Origin of the sequence: Nocardioides sp. LHG3406-4 (genome assembly GCF_049897745.1) — a bacterium.
Classification (GTDB): domain Bacteria; phylum Actinomycetota; class Actinomycetes; order Propionibacteriales; family Nocardioidaceae; genus Nocardioides.
Genome location: NZ_JAFCWV010000004.1, coordinates 294,325 through 307,786 on the forward strand (window position 1 = coordinate 294,325; position 13,462 = coordinate 307,786).

The 13,462-nt window shown below is 70.0% G+C and carries 13 protein-coding genes; 12 read left to right on the top strand and 1 reads right to left on the bottom strand.

Translation table 11 applies throughout. The features are described 5' to 3' along the window. Window positions 1-93 precede the first annotated feature (93 nt). From ACP7BP_RS15615 to ACP7BP_RS15630, 4 genes are read left to right on the top strand one after another with little or no spacing between them, the layout of a single operon-like run. A complete protein-coding gene (locus tag ACP7BP_RS15615; RefSeq protein ID WP_426245867.1) occupies window positions 94-1,758 on the top strand; it encodes an AMP-binding protein in 1,665 nt (554 codons plus the stop codon). 50 nt (window positions 1,759-1,808) lie between these two features. Further along, complete coding sequence (locus ACP7BP_RS15620) at window positions 1,809-2,960, top strand: acyl-CoA dehydrogenase family protein (RefSeq protein ID WP_426245868.1); 1,152 nt, start codon at window positions 1,809-1,811, stop codon at window positions 2,958-2,960. After that, on the top strand, window positions 2,960-3,781 hold the full coding sequence (locus ACP7BP_RS15625; RefSeq protein WP_426245870.1) for a PaaI family thioesterase: 822 nt from the start codon (window positions 2,960-2,962) through the stop codon (window positions 3,779-3,781). Before ACP7BP_RS15620 ends, ACP7BP_RS15625 begins: the two co-directional genes overlap by 1 nt. Window positions 3,782-3,810: 29 nt before the next feature. After that, window positions 3,811-4,389 (top strand): TetR/AcrR family transcriptional regulator, encoded by a 579-nt coding sequence (locus ACP7BP_RS15630; RefSeq protein ID WP_426245872.1) that lies wholly within the window; start codon window positions 3,811-3,813, stop codon window positions 4,387-4,389. 46 nt (window positions 4,390-4,435) lie between these two features. Here ACP7BP_RS15630 and ACP7BP_RS15635 read toward each other — a convergent pair whose 3' ends face one another. Beyond that, a complete protein-coding gene (locus ACP7BP_RS15635; RefSeq protein WP_426245873.1) occupies window positions 4,436-6,028 on the bottom strand; it encodes an AMP-binding protein in 1,593 nt (530 codons plus the stop codon). A 182-nt stretch (window positions 6,029-6,210) separates the two neighbouring features. On the opposite strand from ACP7BP_RS15635, the gene ACP7BP_RS15640 reads away from it, so the two are divergent. From ACP7BP_RS15640 to ACP7BP_RS15675, 8 genes are all read left to right on the top strand, one after another. Beyond that, window positions 6,211-7,413, top strand: coding sequence for an ABC transporter substrate-binding protein (locus tag ACP7BP_RS15640; RefSeq protein WP_426245875.1), 1,203 nt, complete (start codon window positions 6,211-6,213; stop codon window positions 7,411-7,413). A 70-nt stretch (window positions 7,414-7,483) separates the two neighbouring features. Beyond that, window positions 7,484-8,371, top strand: coding sequence for a branched-chain amino acid ABC transporter permease (locus tag ACP7BP_RS15645; RefSeq protein ID WP_426245876.1), 888 nt, complete (start codon window positions 7,484-7,486; stop codon window positions 8,369-8,371). Next, window positions 8,368-9,330: a branched-chain amino acid ABC transporter permease gene (locus tag ACP7BP_RS15650; protein WP_426245877.1), complete on the top strand. Its 963-nt coding sequence runs from the start codon at window positions 8,368-8,370 to the stop codon at window positions 9,328-9,330. The genes ACP7BP_RS15645 and ACP7BP_RS15650 overlap by 4 nt, the downstream gene beginning before the upstream one ends. Further along, a complete protein-coding gene (locus tag ACP7BP_RS15655; RefSeq protein ID WP_426245878.1) occupies window positions 9,327-10,121 on the top strand; it encodes an ABC transporter ATP-binding protein in 795 nt (264 codons plus the stop codon). Before ACP7BP_RS15650 ends, ACP7BP_RS15655 begins: the two co-directional genes overlap by 4 nt. Next, complete coding sequence (locus ACP7BP_RS15660) at window positions 10,105-10,824, top strand: ABC transporter ATP-binding protein (protein WP_426245880.1); 720 nt, start codon at window positions 10,105-10,107, stop codon at window positions 10,822-10,824. The genes ACP7BP_RS15655 and ACP7BP_RS15660 overlap by 17 nt, the downstream gene beginning before the upstream one ends. A 75-nt stretch (window positions 10,825-10,899) precedes the next feature. After that, entirely contained in the window at window positions 10,900-12,273 is a 1,374-nt protein-coding gene (locus tag ACP7BP_RS15665) for an acyclic terpene utilization AtuA family protein (protein WP_426245882.1), read from the top strand. Next, entirely contained in the window at window positions 12,270-12,602 is a 333-nt protein-coding gene (locus ACP7BP_RS15670) for an AtuA-related protein (RefSeq protein WP_426245884.1), read from the top strand. The genes ACP7BP_RS15665 and ACP7BP_RS15670 overlap by 4 nt, the downstream gene beginning before the upstream one ends. Beyond that, window positions 12,599-13,447, top strand: a complete 849-nt coding sequence (locus ACP7BP_RS15675; RefSeq protein WP_426245886.1) for a phosphate acyltransferase — start codon at window positions 12,599-12,601, stop codon at window positions 13,445-13,447. Before ACP7BP_RS15670 ends, ACP7BP_RS15675 begins: the two co-directional genes overlap by 4 nt. Window positions 13,448-13,462 lie beyond the last annotated feature (15 nt).

The following is a 13,462-nucleotide window of genomic DNA, read 5'->3' on the forward strand; positions in this document are numbered from 1 at the left end:
GCTCGCTGTTCACCTCCCGGTGTCGAAGGGCGCCAACCTCTTGGCAAGTGAATCCGAATTCGCTACGTTGAAGGCGGGCCAGAGGAGGCAGGGATGACGTCGTCGTCGTGGGAGTCCGTCGAGCTCGATGTCGAGTCGCTGTTCGACCGCCGAGCGGACAAGCGGTGGGAGCGCGTCTGCGTGGCCGACATCATCGAGCGGCTCACCTGGAGCGTTCCGGACCGGGAGGCCATCGTCGCCGCCCCCGGTGCGTGCGCGGGTCCGGCGTACGAGCGACTGACCTTCCGCGAGCTCGACGAGCTGATGAACCGGATCGCCAACGGCCTCGTCGAGTCTGGCCTGGAGCGCGGTGCTCGGGTCCTGATGGTCTGTGAGAACACCGTCGAGGGCTACGCCTTCAAGCTGGCCGCGGCGAAGGTGGGCGTCGTCGTCGTGCCGCTCAACCCCCAGCTGGCGCCCGACGTGGTCGAGCACCTGGTGAGGCGGGTCGAGCCGCGCCTGATCGTGACCGACGCCGAGCTGTGGCCGCGCGTCGCGCAGGCCTTCGAGGCGATGGCCCTGACTCCCGACGTGACCATCGAGATCGGCGGTCCTGCGGTGCCGGGCAGCCGGTCCTTCGACGACTTCGTCGCCGACCGACCCACGACCGAGCCGGAGGCCACCGTCCACGGTGACGACATCTGGGAGATCCTCTTCACCTCCGGCACCACCGCGATGCCCAAGGGCGTGATGGGCTCCCACACCTCCGCCGTCCTGGCCGCGCACGGCTTCGCCCTGACGCTGTCGCGCGGAGTGCGCTTCGAGTCCGACGTCAAGGTGGCGACCTTCCTGCCGATGATGTACCACGTCGGGCACCTGGTCTTCGCTCTGTCCGCCTTCGTCTGCGGCGGCTCGGTGGTCCTGGGGCGTGCGCCCGACCCCGTCGCCATCGCCGCCGCGATCGAGGCCGAGAAGGTCACCGCCCTGTGGGGCGGGTCGCCGGCGATGATGAAGGCACTCGCGCAGGTCCTGGAGGCCGGGGAGTACGACGCCCGCTCCCTGACGGTGGCGGTCTACGGCTGGGCGGCGCTTCCTCCCGGGGTGCTGCAGATCCTGAAGAAGCATGCGCCGGCGCTCGAGGTCGTCGAGATCTTCGGCCAGACCGAGTCGATCACCTGTCACCGCTTCTGGCCCGGCATGTGGCCGGAGGTGTACGAGGCGACGGCCCCGCAGCAGAACTACGTGGGGCTCCCGAGTCCGCTCCTGGCCTCCCGCATCGTCGACCAGGAGGGCGAGCCGGTCGACCTTGCCGGCCTCGCCGGCGAGGCCGTCTACCGCTCGCCGGTGATGACGGCGGGCTACTACCTGGACGAGGCTGCCACGCGGGAGGCGTTCCGGGGCGGATGGTTCCACTCGGGCGACAGCTGTCTCTACGACGACGACGGCCTCCGGGTCATGGTCGACCGCTACAAGGACCTGGTGAAGTCCGGGGGCGAGAACGTCTCCACCATCCGGGTGGAGGCCGTGCTGTCGCTGCATCCCGGGGTGCAGAAGGTCGCTGTCGTGGGAGTTCCTGATGACCGGTGGGGCGAGGCCGTGACCGCGGTCGTCGTACCCGTCGACCCCGACGGCGTGACCGAGGGCGAGCTCGTCGCCTTCGCACGGGAACGCCTGGCCGGCTTCGAGGTGCCCAAGAGAGTCCTGTTCGTGGACGCGTTGCCCGAGACCGTGGGCGGCAAGGTCATGAAGTACCGCATCCGCCAGACCCTCCAGTCCTGACCGCAGCCAGCCGCAGGCCCCCGACGCACAGGGCCCCCTAGGAGAGACCCATGGATTTCGAGGAGAGCTACGAGCACGCCTCGCTCCGCCGGACCGTCGCGCAGCTGTGCGCGGGCTTCGGCGACGACTACCTGCGCAGGGTGCTGGCCGAGGACGGTCGCACCCACGAGCTGTGGCGCGCCCTGGGCGAGGCAGGGCTGCTCGGGGTGAACCTGCCCGAGGAGTACGGCGGCGGAGGGGCCGGCATCCAGGAGCTGGCCATCGTCGTGGAGGAGACGGCCGCGGCCGGCATCCCCCTGCTGCTGCTGCTTGTCTCCGCGGCCATCTCGGGCGAGGTCATCAAGGAGTTCGGCACCGACGAGCAGAAGCAGCGCTGGCTGCCCGCGATGGCCGACGGCACCGACAAGACGGTCTTCGCCATCACCGAGCCGGAGGCCGGCTCCAACAGCCACCAGCTGACGACCAAGGCGGTGCGTGACGGTGACGGGTGGGTGCTGACGGGGACGAAGTACTACATCTCCGGGGTCGACGAGGCGTCGAACCTGCTGGTCGTCGCCCGCACGGGCACCGCGGAGAACGGCCGCGGACAGATGACGCTCTTCGTGGTGCCCACCGATGCCGAGGGACTCGGTCGGTCGCTCATCCCCGTGGAGGTGCGGGCTCCGGAGAAGCAGTACACGCTGACCTTCGACGGGGTGCGGGTCGGCGACGACAGGCGGGTCGGTGACGTCGGCTCGGGCATGGACATCGTGTTCCGCGGGCTCAACCCCGAGCGCATCACCGGCGCGGCCATCGAGACGGGCATCGCCCGCTACGCCCTGGCGAAGGCGTCGGCGTACGCCCGCGACCGCCGGGTGTGGGATGTCGCGATCGGCTCCCACCAGGGTGTGTCCCACCCGCTCGCGGCGGCCGCGGTCGACGTCGAGCTCGCCCGCCTGATGACAGCCAAGGCGGCCTGGCTCCACGACAACGGCCAGCCCGCCGGTGAGGCGTCGAACATGGCGAAGTACGCCGCTGCCGAGGCCGCGCTGAAGGCGTTGGACTCGGCGATCCAGACGCACGGCGGCAACGGGCTCGCCACGGAGTACGGGCTGGCCCACCTGTGGGGCACTGCGCGGCTGCTGAAGGTGGCGCCGGTCAGCAGGGAGATGGTCCTGAACTACGTGGCCACCCACACCCTGGGACTGCCGAGGTCCTACTGATGAGCTCCGAAGCGGCGCCCGTCACCGTGTCGGCCCCGCCGGTGCTGCCGTCCGTGCCGATCATCCTCGGTGCCCCCGAACGGCTCTTCGGCCTCACCGAGCTGGTGGTGAAGGCGGACGGCTCGATCGCGGGCACGATGCCGACCGGTCCCTGGCTCAGCGGTCCGGACGGTCGCGGCGAGGTCGCTGGGCTCGGGCTGCTGATCGACGACGTTCTCGGCTACGCGGCGGTCCAGCTCGCCGACGGGTGGGCGCTCAGCACGGAGGTCTCGGTCGACATGGTCGGCACGGTGCCGGTGGACGGCAGCAGGGTGCACTGTGTCGCGCGCGTCGTGCACGAGGACACGACGGGCCCCCTGGTCAGTGGCGAGGTCCTGCACGACGACGGCCAGGTGCTGGCGCACTGCACCCTGCGCGGCCGCCTCGTGGGCACCTACCCGACGCCGGCGCTGTCACCGGACCGGCTGCTCCTCCCGTCACCGGCCGTCGCCGCCGACCTCGACGCCCTTCTGGGTGACGACTTCGTCCCCGGCCAGGACGGAGCCAGGGTCACGGTCGGGTCAGGGTTCGCCAACCCGTTGGGCAACCTCCACGGGGGGATGGCGTTCTGCTTCCTCGAGCGGGTAGCGGCACGAGCCATGCCGGCTCCGGGCAGGACGGCCTCGGTGCGCATGCAGCTCGTCCGCGCCGCGCCGGTCGGATCGGTGTTACACCTTGAGGCCGTTCGCGTTCATCGAGGACGTACGCTCGGGGTCGTTCAGGTCGTCTCGCGCGACGAGGCGGGCCGGGTCGGCGCGATCGCCACCGTGACTCGACACTAGGACCGGTGCCACCGGAGAGGAGCCGACCCTTGGCGAAACGCACGCGTGATCCCGCGCGCAGTGAGAAGATCCTCGACGCTGCGGCCGGACTCCTGGCCGACAGCGGGTACCACGCCGTGTCGATGGCCGAGATCGGGGAGCGCGCCGGCATCACCGGATCGGCCATCTACCGCCACTTCGAGAGCAAGGCCTCGATCCTGGTGGTGCTGTTCGACCGAGTCATCGACGACCTGCTCGCGCAGGGCAGGTCTGCCGTCGAGGGCAACCCCGACCTTCGCGCCGCGCTCGACGAGCTGATCGCCGGCCAGGTGCGCTTCGTGGTCGGCGAGCGGCATCTGGCGCAGGTCTACCACAACGAGATCTCGAACCTTCCTCGTGAGGACCAGGTCAGGCTGCGCCGCAAGCAGCGGCTCTACCTCGAGGAATGGGTGCACGTCTACGGGGAGCTCGCGGGCCTCGAGGAGCCGATGACGCGCACCCGGGTCCACATCGCGATCGGTGCCATCCAGGCGGTGCTCTTCCACCAGGTGACGCTGGCGCCCGACGTACTGAGCGACACCCTGACCCAGGCGGCCTGCGCCGTACTGGCCCTCGACCGGCGGCACTGACCGGGAGGAAGTCCTGCCGGGCGAAGACCTCGAGCGGTCGACGTGGCTAGCGGCTGGCTCCGCGCCGCCGCTGTCCGCCGTCCCACGTCGTCACGGAGATGCCTCGACGGCGCAGCTCGTGCTTGCGGATCTTCTGGGTCGACGTCTTGGGCAGCTGGTCGACGACGTCCACGTAGCGGGGCACGGCGAAGTACGCCAAGCGGCCGGCGACGAACTCGATCAGCTCTGGGGGATCGAGCTCGTGACCGGGCTCGGTCACGATGCACGCCATGACGCTGTCCTCGCCGAGCTCGCTGGGTACGCCGTACACGGCGACCTCGGCGACCGCGGGATGGGACAGCAGCACCTGCTCCACCTCGAAGCTGCTGACGTTCTCGCCCGAGACCCGCAGCGCGTCCTTGAGCCGGTCCTGGAAGTAGAACCAGCCCTCGTCGTCCTGGACCAGCATGTCGCCGGTGTGGAACCACCCGTTGCGGTGGGCCTCCCAGCTCTTGTCCGGCTGGCCCCAGTAGCCGAGCTGGCCGACGAAGGGTCGCGACGGCCGGGTCACGAGCTCGCCGGGGACGCCTGGCGGCACGGGCTCGTCGTCGGTGTCGACCAGGGCGACCTCCCACCCGGGGGTGGACCGGCCGCAGGACCCGGGTCGTCGCGCGCCGTGCGGCACACCGATCGGGATGGCGGTATCGGTGGAGCCGTAGAGCTCGTTGATCCGCATCCCGAACCGCTCCTCGAACGCGAGGTAGTCAGCCTTCGGGAAGGGCACCACCATGGCCAGGCGAAGCCGGTGCGCCCGCTCCTCGGGCTGGGGCTCCTGCTTCCACAGGACCGCACCCATGGCGCCCAGCATGTTCGTGACGGTGGCCCCCGAGTCCGTGATCTCCCGCCAGAAGCGGCGGGCGCTGAAACGGGGCGACACGACCACCGGTGCACCCTGCTGGAGCCCCGGGAGGATGGCGGTGAAGAGGGCGTTGATGTGGAAGAGAGGCAGGCAGGTGTAGATCGTGTCCTGCGAGGTGTAGCCCATCACCCAGGTGGCGTTCTCGCTGAACGCGACCGCGGTCCGGTGCGACCACATGACCCCCTTGGAGGGTCCCGTGGTGCCGGAGGTGAAGAGGATCGACAGAAGGTCGGAGTGCTTGGGCCGGTGTGACTCGAGCAGTGGCGCCGACTCGCGGAGCCCTTCGAAGGCGAGGGTGCCGGCCGGGGGAGCAGTGCCCTCGACGCTGGGGATCCACCACGTGTGCAGCACGGTCCCGGAGTCGGACAGCGCCTGGGGGACGGCTTCGAGGTACTCGTCCTCGACGACCAGGTGACAGGGCCCGACCTTCTCGAGCATGTAGGTCAGCACGTCTCCGCGCATGGCGGTGTTGATCGGCACCGAGACGGCGCCGAGCGAGGAGATCGCGAAGAACGTCGTGAGGAACTCGATGCGGTTCCCGACCAGGATCGCGACCCGGTCCCCGGGTGCCACACCGGCCGCGGCCAGGCCGCCCGCGACGCGGCGTACCTCGTCCAGGAGCTGGCCGCAGGTGTAGGCGGCGCCGTCCACGAACGCCACGGCGGGAGCATCCGCATGAGTGGCCGCGGCAGCCTCCAGGACTCCGTGTACTGACGAGGCCGCAGGGGGCGAGGAAGTCATGCTGCGACACTGTAGTGAGACGTGGTTCACTAGACAAGCGGTGTCCACAACACTATTTCCCCGGTTACTGGCTCTGTTGAGGCGGATCTAGAAATAAGTGAACTGGCGGTCACTAACTATTGTGAACAACCATTCGCTTGTGTCACGGTATGGCCGTCGTCACATCACCCGGAGGAAATACCATGAAGCGATCACGCCTATCCGGCCACAGCCCCCGGAGGCGCCTGGCCGCCCTCGGAGCCGCAGCGCTGGGCCTGTCCGTCCTCGCCGCTTGCGGCAGCAGCGGTTCCAGTGCCTCGGGACCCGGCGGCGGCGAGGGGATCCCCGACTCGGTGAAGCTCGTGGCCAGCATCCCCCTGACCGGTCCCGCCGCCTTCGCGGGAGCCGAGGCGGAGAAGGGCTACGACCTCGCGATGAACGAGATCAACGAGTCGGGCTTCCTCGGTGAGGGAGTGACGCTCGAGATCGAGAAGAAGGACACCCAGGCTTCGGTGCAGAAGGCAGCGAGTGACTTCACCGCTGCGATCGCCGACAAGGACGTCACCGCGGTGCTGGGCTCGCTGAGCAGTGGCGAGGCGGTGGCGCAGTCCCCGATCGCCGAGCAGAAGAAGATGCCGGTGGTCTACATCCAGGCGGGATCGCCGGGGATCGTGCTCGGCGACTACACCTACCGCTTCCCCACCCCGATGGCGCAGTACTACGACATCCTCTCCCAGCGGGTGAAGGAGGAGGGCTGGTCCTCCATCGGCATCGTCTACGCCCCCTGGATCCCGACGCTCAAGGAGCTGGGCGAGAGCGCCATCCCCACGATGGCCGAGGACCTCGGGATGGAGGTCACCGCCTCGGTGGCCACCCAGCAGACCACCCAGGACTTCAGCGCACCCATCCAGCAGGTCCTCGCCTCGCACCCCGACGTGGTGTCGATCCTGCAGATCGGCCCGGCGAACGCCACCGCGATGAAGCAGCTGCGCGAGGCCGGCTACGAGGGCAAGGTCCTCGGCAACTCGTCCGCGGGCGCGGACACGCTGCTTCCCGCGGGTGAGGCCGGAGCCGGCATGCTGTGGCCGGTCGACTTCGACGCCGCCTCCGAGGACCCCTCGACGCAGGAGTTCGTGGAGAAGTACCACAAGGCGAACGCCGGCAAGGACCCGTTCCCCTACGCCGCGGAGGCGTACGACGCCACGTGGTTCGTGGCGCGTGCCGTCAAGGAGGCAGACAGCGCCGGCCGCGAGGACGTGGTGGCTGCGATGAAGGACCTGACCGGGCAGCCGTTCAGCGGGGCTCTGGGCACCGACCTCTCCTTCGAGGACAACAGCCTGCAGGTCAAGGGCGCCGTCATCGAGTGGGACGGCAAGGAAGAGCAGTTCCTCTACGCCGCGAAGTGACGGGCCGGGTGGCCGTCGCCCTGGTGACGGCCACCCGTCCCGCATCGCACGTCGACCGGAAGTAGACACCGTGCAAGAAATCGTCGGAGCCGTCAGCCTCGGCTCGATCTACCTGATGTTCGCCCTCGGCATGAGCGCGGCCTGGGGGACCATCGGCATCCTCAACTTCGCCCATGGCTCCATCTTCATGTTCTCGGTCTTCGTGTCCCATCAGGCGCTGGCGCAGACCGACATCCCCATCGTCGGGCTCGCACTGATCGCGATCGTCGTGGGTGCCGCGCTGTCGTTCCTCACCCAGGTGCTGGCGTTCGACCAGATCATCAAGCGATCGACCAGCGAGCGGGCGGCGGAGACGCGGATCCTGATCGGCGGCATCGGCGTGGCCATGATCCCGCTCGCCATCGCCGCCCACGTCACCAAGAACTCGCCCTTCGGTCTCCAGTCGGCGGCCACGCACGTGAAGGTCTGGCAGCTCGGTGGAGTGCGGATCAGCAGCGTCCAGATCGTCACCATCGTCTGCGCGCTCACGATCGCAGCAGCACTCGGGCTGTGGCTGCGTCGCTCCCGGCAGGGTCTGGCGCTGAGGTCGCTCGGCGTGGACGCGCAGGTGGCCTCGCTGATGGGGATCGACGGTCGCCGACTGGCCTGGGGCACCATGGCCTTCGCCGGCGGCCTGGCCGGCCTGGCGGGCATCCTGCTGACCCTCAACCTGGGCGCCATCACCGCGCACAGCGGCGACAGCCTGCTCATCAAGGCCTTCGCGTGTGTGGTCCTGGGCGGGGTGGGCAGCACGCTCGGCGTCGTCACGGGCTGCTTCATGCTCGCCTTCGCGGAGACCCTGGTCCTGACCCAGACGAGCGGCCTGTGGGTGGAGGCCGTCTCGTTCGGGCTCATCTTCGCGGTCCTCCTGCTGCGGCCCCAGGGCATCTTCGGCCACAAGGAGGTGCAGCGGGTATGACGGCGTTCTACGACACCAATCTCGTGCTGATCCAGGGCACGCTCGTGGCGGTCCTGCTGGCCCTCAGCGTGCAGATCCCGTTGCGCTTCGGCATCTTCTCGTTGGCCGGCGTCGGGTCGTACGGCATCGGCGCCTATCTGTCGGCCAACCTCGTGCTTCGGTACGAGCTGGCGTCCGTGCCCGCCATCGTGCTCACCGGACTGGTCACCGCGGTGGTCGGCCTGGTGCTCGGCCTGGTCATCTACCGGCTCGCCGGGCTCTACCTGGCCATGGCGACCATCGCCTTCGACCTGATGGTCGCCGTGGTCGCGCTCAACGGTGGGGAGTGGACCGGCGGTCCGGTCGGCCTGTTCGGCATCTTCAGCGACCTGACGACCGGGCTCATGCTCGCTATCGTCGGGATCTGCCTCCTGGCCGTCCACCTGACCGAACGCGGACGGCTGGCCCGCCGGATCACCGTCGTCCGCGAGGACACCGAGCTCGCGTCCTCCGTCGGGGTCAACGTGCGCGCCTACCGCCTGTCGGCGTTCGTGGTCAGCGGCTTCGTCGGAGGCGTCGCCGGATCGCTGAACACCCTCACCCGGTACGCAGTCGGGCTCCAGGACGTGAGCTTCCACCTGGTCATCGTCGCCCTCACGATGATCATCGTGGGGGGCGCGCTGTCGTGGCGCGGAGCGGTCATCGGGGCGATCCTGTTCACCTGGCTGCCCGAGGCGCTGGCCGTGGTCGGCGACTGGCAGGAGCTCGTCTACGGCGTCGTGGTGGCACTGGCCGGGATCTTCCTGCCGACCGGGCTCTACGGCCTGCTGACCCGGGCCCGCCGCGGGTACGCCGCCCGCCGACGCGCGGTGCCGGCGCGGAGCCGCGCCACGGCGACCGACGTGGCCACAGAGGAGGAGCTGCGCCATGCCGCGACCTCGTCGCAGCTCGTCCCCGACAAGAGGGTGGAACCGAGATGAGCACGCACGCGCAGCGCCCGGGCGACGTACCCGTGCTGGAGACGAGGGACGTCGCCGTGCACTACGGCGGGATCAAGGCCGTCGACGGCATCTCGCTGGCGCTCCGGCCGGGGCTGATCACCGGGATCATCGGGCCCAACGGCTCCGGCAAGAGCACGCTGGTGGCCGCGCTGACCCGGCTGACGCACCTGACCCGCGGCGAGCTGTACGCGTCGGGGGAGCGCTACGACCAGGTGGCGCCCGGCAGGATCGCCGGACTCGGCATCGCCCGGACCTTCCAGACCGTCCGGCTCCTGCCCGACCTGACCGTCGCCGAGAACGTCATGCTCGGGAACGACTCGGTCGCCCGGGAGAGCCGACGAGGACTCCTCCGCGGTCGCGGTCGTTCCCGGGATCCGCTGGTCGAGGAGGCGCTCGAGCGCACCGGCCTCGGGGCCGTGCGCGACGCACATCCCACGGACCTCTCCTACGGCACCCAGCGGAGGGTGGAGATCGCCCGGGCCATCGCCATGCGGCCCCGGCTGCTCCTCCTCGACGAACCGACCGCCGGGATGAACCAGGCGGAGCGAGCCGAGATCTCGGAGCTGATGAGCGCGTTGCGCGACGAGGGGCTGTCGCAGCTGCTCATCGAGCACGACGTCCAGATGATGCTCGACACCTGCGACCACCTCGTCGCCATGGCACAGGGACAACTACTGACCGAGGGTCGGCCCAAGGACGTGGTCGGGGACGGCCGCGTCCAGGAGGCCTACCTCGGCAAGAACTGGAGGGGCCATGTTGGAGCTGGCTGAGGTTCACGTGCGGTACGGACACGTCGAGGCCGTGAGAGGCGTCGACCTGCAGGTGCGCCCGGGCACGGTGAGCCTCATGCTCGGCCCCAACGGCGCCGGCAAGAGCACGATGCTGAACGCCGTGGCCGGCCTGGTCCCCCTGGCCTCGGGGTCGATCACGTTCGAGGGGGAGCGGCTCTCGGGTCTGCCACCGCACCGGGTGGTGCGGCGCGGAGTCGTGCTGGTCCCGGAAGGGCGACGGGTCTTCGCGCCGCTCACCATCGAGGAGAACCTCCGCCTGGGTGGGCACACCGCCCCCCGCGCCAAGGTGCGCGAGACGCTGGCGAAGGTCTACGAGATGTTCCCGATCCTCGCCGACAGGCGCTCGTCGTCGGCCGGGCTGCTGAGCGGTGGGGAGCAGCAGATGCTGGCCTTCGGCAGGGCGCTGATGTCCGAGCCCAAGATCGTCCTGCTCGACGAGCCCTCCATGGGCCTCGCTCCCGCGGTCGTGGACACCATCATCGAGAAGGTCTCGCTGATGGCGGAGTCCGGCATCGGGATCCTGATGGTGGAGCAGAACACCGAGGCGGGCCTCGACATCGCGTCCGAGGTCAAGGTGATGAACCGCGGTGGCGTGGTGTTCGCCGGGCCCGCAGGGCAGGTGCGCACCGACGCCTCGGTGCTCCATGCATTCCTGGGCGACGCCGCCCTGACCGAGAGCTGAGCTCGTCCGTCCGCTGGCTTGACAGCGGTCGCACAACTAGTAATAGTGAATTCACTTTCACTAAGGATGGTGGGTATGGCGGGGAAGACGGTCGTGATCGGAAACGGTCAGGGATTCTGGGGTGACTCGGCGCGCGGCCCGGTCCAGCTCGTACGGGGCGGAGGCATCGACTACCTCACCATGGACTTCCTGGCCGAGGTCACCATGAGCATCATGCAGAAGCTCCGGTCCAGGAACCCCGACGCGGGCTACGCCAGCGACTTCGTGGCCCAGCTCGAGCGCATCCTCCCCGAGTGCGTGGAACACGGCATCAAGATCGTCGCGAACGCCGGGGGCGTGAACCCCGAGGCGTGCGCGCGAGCGGTCGACGAGGTGGTCCGCAAGCTCGGTCTCCGGGTCAGCGTCGCCACGGTGGGCGGCGACGACCTGATGGGCCGGCTGCCCCAGCTGCTCGAGGCCGGACACGCGCTCGACAACATGAACACCGGTGCAGCCCTGAGCCCCGAGCTCGGCAGGGTGCAGAGCGCCAACGTCTACCTGGGTGCGTTCCCCATCGCGGAGGCGCTGGCCGCCGGTGCGGACATCGTCATCACCGGCCGGGTCACCGACCCGTCGCTGGTCCTCGCGCCCCTGATCCACGAGTTCGGGTGGTCCGAGACCGACTACGACCTGCTCGCCGCGGGCACCGTCGCAGGCCACGTCCTGGAGTGCGGGACGCAGAGCACCGGCGGCAACTACGACCGCTGGGAGACCGTCCCCGACCTGGCCGGCATCGGCTACCCCATCGCCGAGGTGTCCCAGGACGGGACCTTCGTGGTGACCAAGAAGAAGGGCACCGGGGGCTTGGTCGACGTCGGCACGGTGACCGCCCAGCTGCTCTACGAGCTCGGTGACCCCCAGCGCTACCTCACGCCCGACGTCATCGCCGACTTCACCTCGATCGGGCTCGAGCAGGCCGGAGCCGACCGGGTCCGGGTCAGCGGCGTCGTCGGGTCCGCGCCCACCGACACCTACAAGGTGTCGATCAGCACGCTGGACGGCTGGCGGACCACCGCCCAGCTGACCGTCGGTGGCCCGGATGCCCCCGCCAAGGCCCGGCTGACCGCCGAGATCCTGCTGGCTCGTCTCGCCGAGGACGGCGTGGCCTTCCCGGCCGAGGACTGCCGGGTGGAGGTCATCGGCACGAACGTCCTGTACGACCAGATGCTCCCGGAGCGGACGGAGGCACCCTCGGAGGTCGTCCTGCGGATCTCGGTGCGCTCGACCGACAAGGCCGCGGTCAACAGGCTGGGGGCCGAGATGGCCTCGCTGCTGACCTCGGGACCTCCGGGCCTCACCGGCTTCGCCGGCGGCCGCCCGAAGGCGAGCGAGATCGTGGGCTTCTGGCCCGCCCTGATCGAGAAGTCGGCCGTGAGCGCCGAGGTGCGCGTGAGCGAGGACGTGGCATGAAGCAGATCCAGCTGCGCGAGATCGCGTGCGCGCGGTCGGGTGACAAGGGTGCCGACGCGAACATCGGCGTGTGGACCGACGAGGAGCGCACGTTCGAGTTCCTGCGGGAGCACCTCACCGCGGAACGGGTGGAGCGGCACTTCCGCGCGCTGTGCCGCGGTGGAGTGGAGCGCTACGAGCTGCCGAACCTGAGGGCGCTCAACTTCATCCTGCACGACGCGCTGGACGGTGGCGGCGCTGCGTCGCTGCGCACCGACGCGCAGGGGAAGACGCTGTCGCTCGGCCTGCTCCAGATGACGCTCGAGGTTCCCGACGAGCTGCTGCGATGAGCGTCAGGGTCGCCCTGGCAGACGGACGTGACCCTCGTGTCCTCGAGGCCGCCCGTCGCCTCGCCGAGCTCGGGGATGTGACGCCGGTCCTCGTGGACCACGACCTGCCCGAGCTGCCCGAGGGCGTGGAGCACCTGGTGCCGCCCCCAGGCGAGTCGGGCGTCGACTACCTGGCCCGGGTGCTGGTCGGGTCGGACCTGGCCGCCGGTGTGAGCGGCAGCGTGACGACGAGCGCCGAGGTCGTGCGGGCGGGCATCCGCAACCTGCGAGCCGGTGGCCTGGTCTGCGCTGCGTTCGCGATCGAGCACACCTCCGGCTGGAAGACCTACGCGGACTGCGTCGTGGTGCCCGAGCCCGACGCGGTCCAGCTCGCCGAGATCGCCGCCACGGCAGCCGACCACCACCGCAGCCTCTTCGCCGAGGACCCCCGCGTCGCCATGCTGTCGTTCTCCACCGGCGGCAGCGCGAGCCACCCGAGGGTCTCGCTCGTCCAGGAGGCGACGCGGCTCCTGACCGCGGCGCGCCCCGACCTGGACGTGGCGGGCGAGGTGCAGTACGACGTCGCGATCGACCCCGAGGTCGCCGCCCGCAAGGCCCCCGGCTCGTCGGCGGCCGGGCGAGCCAACGTGCTCGTCTTCCCCTCGCTCGAGTCCGCCAACATCGCCTACAAGGTCGCCGAGCGGGTCGGCGGCGCGCGTGCCCTCGGCTCCTTCGTGCTGGGCCTGTCCCGGCCATGGGTCGACCTGTCCCGCGGCTGCTCCACCGACGACATCGTCGAGACGGTGCTACTGGTGGGGCGCCGGGCCGCGCACGGCCCCCTCGCCACGCACGGCGTGGCTTCATGACTCTGCAGGAAAGGA